The organism is Streptomyces hirsutus (genome assembly GCF_001418415.1).
Classification (GTDB): domain Bacteria; phylum Actinomycetota; class Actinomycetes; order Streptomycetales; family Streptomycetaceae; genus Streptomyces; species Streptomyces hirsutus.
Map to the genome: position 1 here is coordinate 1 of NZ_LIQT01000498.1, position 1699 is coordinate 1699.

The 1699-nt window shown below is 73.5% G+C and carries 2 protein-coding genes; both read left to right on the forward strand.

Features of this window, described 5'->3' with window-relative positions:
* On the forward strand, positions 1-319 hold a 319-nt coding region (locus AOK11_RS32355), incomplete at its 5' end, for an MFS transporter (protein WP_157869493.1).
* Positions 270-1442 carry an acetoin utilization protein AcuC gene (locus AOK11_RS32360; RefSeq protein ID WP_055597247.1) on the forward strand — a complete coding sequence of 391 codons (1173 nt, stop codon included), beginning with the start codon at positions 270-272 and terminating at the stop codon, positions 1440-1442. The genes AOK11_RS32355 and AOK11_RS32360, both read left to right, overlap by 50 nt.
* Positions 1443-1699 lie beyond the last annotated feature (257 nt).

Genomic DNA, 1699 nt, shown 5'->3' on the forward strand with positions numbered 1-1699 from the left:
GTTCACGCTGCTGGGGCTGGGGCTCTGTGTGCTGGTGCCGCAGACCTTCGCGGCGGCGGGGCGGTTGTTCCCGGGGGCGTCGGACGCGGCCGTCGCGCGGCTCAACGTCTTCAACTATGTGGGGTTCCTGATCGGCTCCCCACTGGTCGGGGTGCTCGGGGACGTCTGGAGCTATCGCGGGGCGATGCTTGTGCCGATGGTGTTGGTCCTGGTGGCACTCGTGTATGCCAGGTCGTTCGCTCCTGAACCGGACCGATACGGTGGCGGGCATGAGCGGCCGCACACAGCTGATGTGGGACGAGGCAGTCACGGGCTATGACTTCGGCCGGGACCATCCGATGGACCCGGTCCGGCTCGTGCTGACCCGGAGTCTGGTGGGCGCCCTGGGGCTGGACCGCGAGGTCTCGGTGGTCGCCGCGAAGACGGCCGGTGAGTCGACGCTGCGGCTGGTGCACCGCGAGGACTACATCGGCGCGGTCAGGGCGGCGTCGGCGGATCCGGCGTCCGCGGACCAGTCGTACGGGCTGGGGACGACGGACGATCCCGCCTTCGCCGGGATGCACGAGGCGTCGGCGCTGATCGCGGGGCAGTCGGTGGGCGCGGCGGAGGCCGTGTGGCGCGGGGAGGCGCTGCACGCCGTGAACTTCGCGGGCGGGCTGCACCACGCGATGCCGGGGGCGGCCTCGGGGTTCTGCGTGTACAACGACGCGGCGCTGGCCATCGCCCGGCTGCTGGAGCTGGGCGCCGAACGCGTCGCGTACATCGACGTCGACGTGCATCACGGGGACGGGGTGCAGGCGGCGTTCTGGGAGGACCCGAGGGTCCTCACGGTGTCGCTGCACGAGCACCCCCGGACCCTGTTCCCGCAGACCGGGTGGCCGGAGGAGACCGGGGCGGACAGCGCGCAGGGCAGCGCCGTCAATGTCGCCCTGCCTGCCGGGACCGGCGACGAGGGGTGGCTTCGGGCGTTCCACGCCGTGGTGCCGGAGCTGCTCGCGGACTTCCGGCCGCAGGTGCTGGTGACGCAGCACGGGGCCGACACGCACTTCGAGGATCCGCTGGCCCATCTGGCGGTGTCGCTGGACGCGCAGCGCGCGGTGCAGGTGGCGTGCCACGAACTGGCGCACGAGTACGCCGACGGCCGGTGGGTGGCGCTGGGCGGCGGCGGTTACGCGGTGGTGGAGGTCGTCCCGCGGTCCTGGACGCATCTGGTGGGCATCGCGGCCGGGAAGCCGGTGGATCCGGTGACGATGATCCCCGAGGGCTGGCGGCAGGAGGTGTACGCCCGGACCCGGCAGCTGGGGCCGGTGCGGATGACCGACGGCCGGTGGCCCGTTTCCTGGGCCTCCTGGGAGGACGGCTACGACCCGGCGGACCGGCTGGACCAGGCGGTCCTGGCGACCCGGCGCGCGGTGTTCCCGCTGCGGGGGCTGCTGCCCTAGGCCGTACCGGGCGGAGATGCCGCCTCAGGGCGTACCGGGCGGGGACGCGGCCCTGCGTCGCCGCTCCTGTGGTGCGGCTCCGGCGTTGCCGACCCTGCACCCTGCGTTCGCTCCTGCGTGGTTACGCCGACCGTGCGGTGTTTTCCGGGTTCCCGGGGTGGCCCGGGACCGGATCGCGCACCATCGCTGCCGTGCCGACCACGACCGACCCGCTCCCCGGCCTGCCCACTGCCCCTCCCGCCGACCCTCCCCTCGGC